The sequence below is a fragment of the Paraburkholderia sp. Ac-20336 genome (assembly GCF_017105025.1).
GTDB lineage: Bacteria > Pseudomonadota > Gammaproteobacteria > Burkholderiales > Burkholderiaceae > Paraburkholderia.
The window spans coordinates 1-6,191 of the sequence record NZ_JAAGPS010000220.1 but is presented as its reverse complement, the minus strand read 5'-3'; the positions used below and the strand labels follow the sequence as shown (position 1 = coordinate 6,191).

Genomic DNA, 6,191 nt, shown 5'->3' with positions numbered 1-6,191 from the left:
AGGCGGCCCCCGTCCGCCCCGCGGTCCCGCCGCGTCCAGCGGCGAGCCGTTCTCGGTCAACCCCGTCAACAGCGGCGCCGATCCGTTCCCGGTCATGCGCGAGACCCGCCCCGCCGAGAGCAAGCGTATCGGCTGGCTCGTGGCCGGCGCGGTCGTCGTGACGCTGCTCGTCATCGCGCTGCTTGCGCAACTCGCGTGGTGGCAGCGCGAAGCCGTGATGGTCAACGTGCCGCGCTCGCAGAGCCTCTACGCGAAGGTGTGTGCGCACCTCGGCTGCCAGGTCAGCCCGCCGCACGACATCGAGGGGCTGCTCGTCGAGCCGTCCGATCTGCGGCAGATCGACGGCCCGCACAAGCTCGAACTGAAGATGCCGTTGCACAACCGCATGAACATCGCGCTCGCCTACCCGGCGATCGAACTCACGCTGCTCGACGAGCAGAACAACGTCGCCGTGCGGCGCGTGCTGTGGCCGCAGGACTACGTGCCGCCCGGCACCGTGATCGCGGACGGCCTGCCCGCGCATGCGACGCAGACGATGATCGTGCATCTCGACACCGGCAATGCGGTGGCGTCCAATTTCCGCGTACAGATTTTTTATCCGTAACGCACCTTCACGCGCCCGCTGAGAAGCGGGCGTTCCATTGTCATTACTGACGCAATTTCGGAGCACAACATGAGTCAAGTCACGCTGGGTGGCAACCCGATCGAAGTAAGCGGCACGTTCCCGTCGGTGGGCCAGCAGGCCGCCGCGTTCTCGCTGGTCGGCCGCGACCTGAAGCCGCTGTCGCTCGCCGATTTCGCCGGCAAGCGCAAGGTGCTCAACATCGTCCCGAGCCTCGACACGCCGACCTGCGCGACGTCGACCCGCAAGTTCAACGAAGCCGCCGCGAAGCTCAGCAACACCGCCGTGATCGTCGTGTCAGGCGATCTGCCGTTCGCGGCGTCGCGCTTCTGCACGACCGAAGGCATCGAAAACGTCGTGACGGCTTCGACGTTCCGCGGCCATGAATTCGCGCAGGCGTACGGCGTCGACGTGACGAGCGGCCCGCTGACCGGCCTGACGGCACGTGCCGTCGTCGTGATCGACGAGCACGACAAGGTCGTGCACGCGGAGCTGGTCGGCGAAATCAAGAACGAGCCGAACTACGACGCAGCACTCGCCGCGCTGAAGTAAAACCGTTCGCGCACGAGCCCGGCGCCGCGCCTTCCCGCGCGGCGCTGTCGCATCGGCGCCCCTCTTTTTCACCGTTTTTTCACAGGAACGCTCGCCTTGGCTACGCTCATCTGCGGCTCGCTCGCCTACGACAACATCATGACCTTCGAAGGCCGCTTTCGGGAGCACATCCTGCCGGAGCAGGTTCACATCCTCAACGTGAGCTTTCTCGTGCCGACCATGCGCCGCGAGTTCGGCGGCTGCGCGGGCAACATCGCCTATGCGCTGAATCTGCTCGGCGGCGACGCACGCATCATGGGCGCGATCGGCGCGGTCGACGCGCAGCTCTATCTGGACCGGCTCGCGCAGCTCGGCCTGTCGACCGAGAACGTGCTCGTCGTGCCCGACACCTATTCGGCGCAGGCGATGATCACGACCGACCTCGAGAACAACCAGATCACCGCGTTCCATCCGGGCGCGATGATGCAGTCGCATCGCAACCGCGCCGACGAAGCAGAAGGCATCACGCTCGGCATCGTGGCGCCGGACGGCTACGACGGCATGGTCCAGCACTCCGAGCAACTGGCCGCCAAAGGCGTGCCGTTCATCTTCGATCCGGGCCAGGGCTTGCCGCTCTTCGACGGCGAGACGCTGCGGCGCATGATTGAACTTGCCACCTATGTCGCGGTCAACGATTACGAAGCCCGGCTCGTGAGCAACAAGACCGGCTGGTCGATCGAAGAGATCGCCAGCAAGGTCGACGCACTGATCGTCACGCTCGGCGAAAAGGGTGCGCAGATCTATCACGGCGGCGGCATCGAAGAGATTCCGGCGGTCGAGGCAAAGCAAGTGCTCGATCCCACCGGTTGCGGCGATGCATTTCGCGGCGGCTTGCTGTACGGTATCGAGAAGGGTCTGGGCTGGGCCACCACGGGACGTCTCGCCAGTCTGCTGGGCGCATTGAAGATCGAACAGCAGGGCCCGCAAAACTACGCGCCCACCCGGGCGGAAATCAACGAGCGGTTCAAGCAGGCATTCGGATACGAGCTGCCCTGACACCGCGAGCTATGGGAGTTTGGTAATGGGAACAACGAGTCGCCTGGTCGTCGCCACCTTGATCGCCGGTTCGCTGGCCATGTCGGGCTGCGCGGTCAACAGTAGTTCTCCAGACGTTTTCACCGCCTCGCAGGCGCAGCGCGAACAGACGGTTCGCTTCGGCACGGTCGATAGCGTGCGCGCGGTACGCATCAGTTCCAACAACGGTCAGCCGAGCGGCGTCGGCGCACTGGGCGGCGCGGCGCTCGGCGCCCTCGCCGGCAGCGCGTTCGGCGGCGGACGCGGCTCGGTCGCCACCGGCATCGTCGGCGGCATTGGTGGTGCGGTGGCCGGCAATGCGATCGAGAACAACGTCGCGATGCGCGACGGCCTCGAAATCACCGTGCGGCTCGACAACGGCGACATCCGCGCGATCACGCAAACCTCGACCGGCGAAATCTTCCGCGCCGGCGACCGTGTGCGGCTGCTGTCGAGCGGCGGCGTCACGCGCGTCACGCACTGATACCACCCGCCCCTCGCGGCGACCCGCGGCGCCTGACTTGCGCGCCGCCACGACGACCCTCGCACGCATGCACCCTCACGGGTCCGTGCGTGTTTTTTTCGCCCGCGGATTTTGCATACGTGCACTGCACTACGTGCGCCTGTGTGCGCCTGTGTGCGCCTATCTACCGCCGCTACCGTCAGCACACGCCATCACTGAACCCCAGCACGGCGCAAAAAAAATCCCGTCACCGGAAACCGGTAACGGGACATTGACCGGGTTCGCTCAACACTCGAGCGCGACCCGGTCATCGGACACATCATGATGCGATGTGTCGAATTGCCTCTGCTGCTTACGGACGGCTGCCCGTCGGGAACGGCCATGCCGCTGCCGGGTTCAGCGCGGTCTTCACCGTCGACGCCGGTGCTGCGCTCGAGACAGCAGGCGCAGCGGGAGCAGGCGCAGCCTTCTTGGCGACGGCCTTCTTCGCAGGAGCAGCCTTCTTCGCGGGCGCAGCGGCCTTCTTCGCGGCAGCCTTCTTGGCAGGTGCAGCTTTCTTCGCGGCAGCCTTTTTCGCAGGCGCGGCTTTCTTGGCAGCGGTCTTCTTCGCCGCAGCCTTCTTGGCCGGTGCTGCCTTCTTCGCAGCAGCCTTCTTAGCCGGCGCCTTCTTCGCGGCAACCTTCTTCACCGCGGCTTTCTTCGCCGGTGCTGCCTTCTTCGCTGCGACCTTCTTCACCGCAACTTTCTTCGCTGCCGCCTTCTTGGCCGGCGCTGCCTTCTTCGCCGCAACCTTCTTCACCGCGACTTTCTTTGCTGCCGCCTTCTTGGCCGGCGCTGCCTTCTTCGCCGCAACCTTCTTCACTGCGACCTTCTTGGCAGCGACTTTCTTAGCCGGTGCTGCCTTCTTGGCCGGAGCTGCCTTCTTGGCTGCGGCTTTCTTCGCTGCGGGTTTCTTGGCCGCGGCTTTCTTTGCAGTTGCCATCATTTTCTCCTTCAGGTTTTCAGATGAGGTCAGTTCAAACTACACCCTTCGTCAAAACCCGCTTCCCGCGGACGCTTCTCAGGGCGCGCGCTACGAAGCGGGCTATTCATCGGCGTACGCAGATGCTGCGCGCTTACGCTAATGAATGCGGTAAGGCGCGCCGTGCCCCGAGGCACCGCGCGCCAGATATGGTCGGCATCGCAAGGCGACGCCGGCAATTGCTTGATCGGGCCGCCGGCGCTCACGCCAGCGGCTTTTTCCGGGGGGAAGTTTGCCCATCCCACTGAAGGGTCCGCAAAGTGCCTGTCATGTTTGTGGGCCGTCAAGGCACCGGGCACGCTTTGCATCAGGCCGTTCTGCTCCTAACCCAGGTTGCCGCGACACGAGCCGCGGCATCCCCATCAATGAATACATCAGCTATGCGAACCCGGCTTATTCCCAGGTCAGCGCACCGCCGGTTTGATATTCGATCACTCGCGTCTCGAAGAAATTGCGTTCCTTCTTCAGGTCGATCATCTCGCTCATCCACGGGAACGGGTTTTCCTCGTTCGGGTACAGCGGATCGAGACCGATCTGCTGGCAACGGCGGTTGCAGATGAAGCGCAGATAGCTCTTGAACATCGACGCATTGAGGCCGAGCACCCCGCGCGGCATCGTATCTTCGGCGTAGCGATATTCGAGCTCGACGGCCTGCTGGAAAATCTCGCGGATTTCCGCGCGGAACTCAGCGGTCCAGAGATGCGGGTTTTCGAGTTTGATCTGGTTGATCAGGTCGATACCGAAATTGCAGTGCATCGACTCGTCGCGCAGGATGTACTGGTACTGCTCCGCCGCGCCGGTCATCTTGTTCTGGCGGCCGAGCGCCAGGATCTGCGTAAAGCCGACGTAGAAGAACAGGCCTTCCATCACACAGGCGAACACGATCAGCGAGCGCAGCAGCGTCTGGTCTGCTTCGAGCGTACCGGTCTTGAAGGCCGGGTCGGTCAGCACATGGATGTACGGAATCAGGAATTCGTCTTTCTCGCGGATCGACGAGACCTCGTGATACGCGTTGAAGATTTCGCCCTCGTCGAGACCGAGCGACTCGACGATGTACTGGTAAGCGTGCGTGTGGATCGCCTCTTCGAACGCCTGGCGCAGCAGGAACTGGCGGCATTCGGGCGCCGTGATGTGGCGGTAGGTGCCCAGCACGATGTTGTTGGCGGCGAGCGAGTCGGCCGTCACGAAGAAGCCCAGGTTGCGCTTGACGATGCGGCGCTCGTCTTCGGTCAGACCGTTCGGGTCTTTCCACAAGGCGATGTCGCGCGACATGTTCACTTCCTGCGGCATCCAGTGGTTGGCACAGCCGGCCAGATACTTTTCCCAGGCCCACTTGTACTTGAACGGCACCAGCTGATTGACGTCGGTCTGGCCGTTGATGATGCGCTTGTCGGCAACATTGACGCGCGCTTCGGAAGTAGCGGCAGCAGCGGCAACGTTAGGAACCGGATTGGCGGCATGAGTAACGGGAGCGACGGCGAGGTCGTTCGCGAAAACTTCTTGAGCCGAGGGAGCATGAAGAGCGGAACGCGTTCCGACTTGCGAACCGACAGCCGATCCCGCAGCGTTGCGCAACACGTTCGGTTGCGTCGCGCTCGAGGGAGTTACGGCAGTGATCTCGTCATCCCAGTTGAGCATAAATGTCACCATCAATTTAGAACGGTTTGTACCATCTTTTCACGAGCGATAAAAGAGTTCGTTCATGAAAATTCCTGTTTTCGATTCGCGTTGCTACGTTCATACAACACTTTGTTCGACATGCTGCGTGCGATGCGTCGAGTGAGGCGTATCGAATGCGTGCTGAACATGCGTTGTCGAGGTACTTCGCGAACTCGAAGAGCAACGTTTCGTCACGACGTTTCGCTGCTCTATCTATCTGTATTGCGCAGTGCGTTCGCGGCATCCGTTGATCGATCGATGCCGCGCGAGCCGCTCATCGCGAGCGTCGGCGGTGAGCTGTGTTGGCCGTCTTGCGTCGGCGCTGGCGAGTGAAGCTCGATGTGGTGTCGAGCGATGCGTGCGGCTGCCGACGTTGCTCGCTTCCTTGCTCGCCTCGTCGAGCGAGGCGTTCGCCGGACACCGTGTTACGCGCACTGTCGTGCACTTCGTCTGCTGTTGCCGACCACTCTGCCGACTGCCTTGCTCACTTCGGTGCTGCTATCGATGAGCAGTGAGACTTCGATCCTGCTCGCCGCTCATCGGCCTGCTGCTACTTCATCTGCGCGCGGTACGCTGCTCGCCGCATGCGGGTCATCACCTACGACCTCGCTCGCATTGAGCAAGCAGCGCTCCCGCTGCCTGCCGTCCGCTTACTGGCAAGCCTCGCACTCGTCGAAGCCAGGGTCGCCCGGACGCATCATGCACACCGGACCCTCTGCTTCGGGTGCCGAAGCAACTGCTTCGACCGCTGCCGATGCCGCCGACGAAGCCGCAGCCTGGAAGCCACCCGCTGCGCCACCCGCCGCACCGCCGCTCACGCC

Annotated in this window: 7 protein-coding genes; 4 read left to right on the top strand and 3 right to left on the bottom strand. The window is 63.3% G+C overall.

Features of this window, described 5'->3' with window-relative positions; genetic code table 11:
• The 4 genes from GXB81_RS30160 to GXB81_RS30145 form a co-directional block, all read left to right on the top strand.
• Window positions 1–604, top strand: a 604-nt coding sequence (locus GXB81_RS30160) for a DUF3426 domain-containing protein (protein ID WP_205991122.1), incomplete at its 5' end; no start/stop codon positions are given.
• Between the two features lie 69 nt (window positions 605–673).
• Complete coding sequence (gene tpx, locus GXB81_RS30155) at window positions 674–1,174, top strand: thiol peroxidase (RefSeq protein WP_167048770.1); 501 nt, start codon at window positions 674–676, stop codon at window positions 1,172–1,174.
• 96 nt (window positions 1,175–1,270) lie between these two features.
• Entirely contained in the window at window positions 1,271–2,209 is a 939-nt protein-coding gene (locus GXB81_RS30150) for a carbohydrate kinase family protein (RefSeq protein ID WP_167048768.1), read from the top strand.
• A gap of 25 nt (window positions 2,210–2,234) precedes the next feature.
• Window positions 2,235–2,711, top strand: coding sequence for a glycine zipper 2TM domain-containing protein (locus GXB81_RS30145; protein WP_167048766.1), 477 nt, complete (start codon window positions 2,235–2,237; stop codon window positions 2,709–2,711).
• Window positions 2,712–3,042: 331 nt separating this feature from the next.
• On the opposite strand, the gene GXB81_RS30140 is transcribed toward GXB81_RS30145, so the two are convergent.
• From GXB81_RS30140 to GXB81_RS30130, 3 genes are all read right to left on the bottom strand, one after another.
• Complete coding sequence (locus GXB81_RS30140) at window positions 3,043–3,672, bottom strand: histone H1-like repetitive region-containing protein (protein ID WP_205991123.1); 630 nt, start codon at window positions 3,670–3,672, stop codon at window positions 3,043–3,045.
• A 29-nt stretch (window positions 3,673–3,701) separates the two neighbouring features.
• Window positions 3,702–4,019 (bottom strand): hypothetical protein, encoded by a 318-nt coding sequence (locus tag GXB81_RS30135; protein WP_167048764.1) that lies wholly within the window; start codon window positions 4,017–4,019, stop codon window positions 3,702–3,704.
• Window positions 4,020–4,104: 85 nt separating this feature from the next.
• A complete protein-coding gene (locus GXB81_RS30130; RefSeq protein ID WP_167048762.1) occupies window positions 4,105–5,349 on the bottom strand; it encodes a ribonucleotide-diphosphate reductase subunit beta in 1,245 nt (414 codons plus the stop codon).
• Window positions 5,350–6,191: the final 842 nt, after the last annotated feature.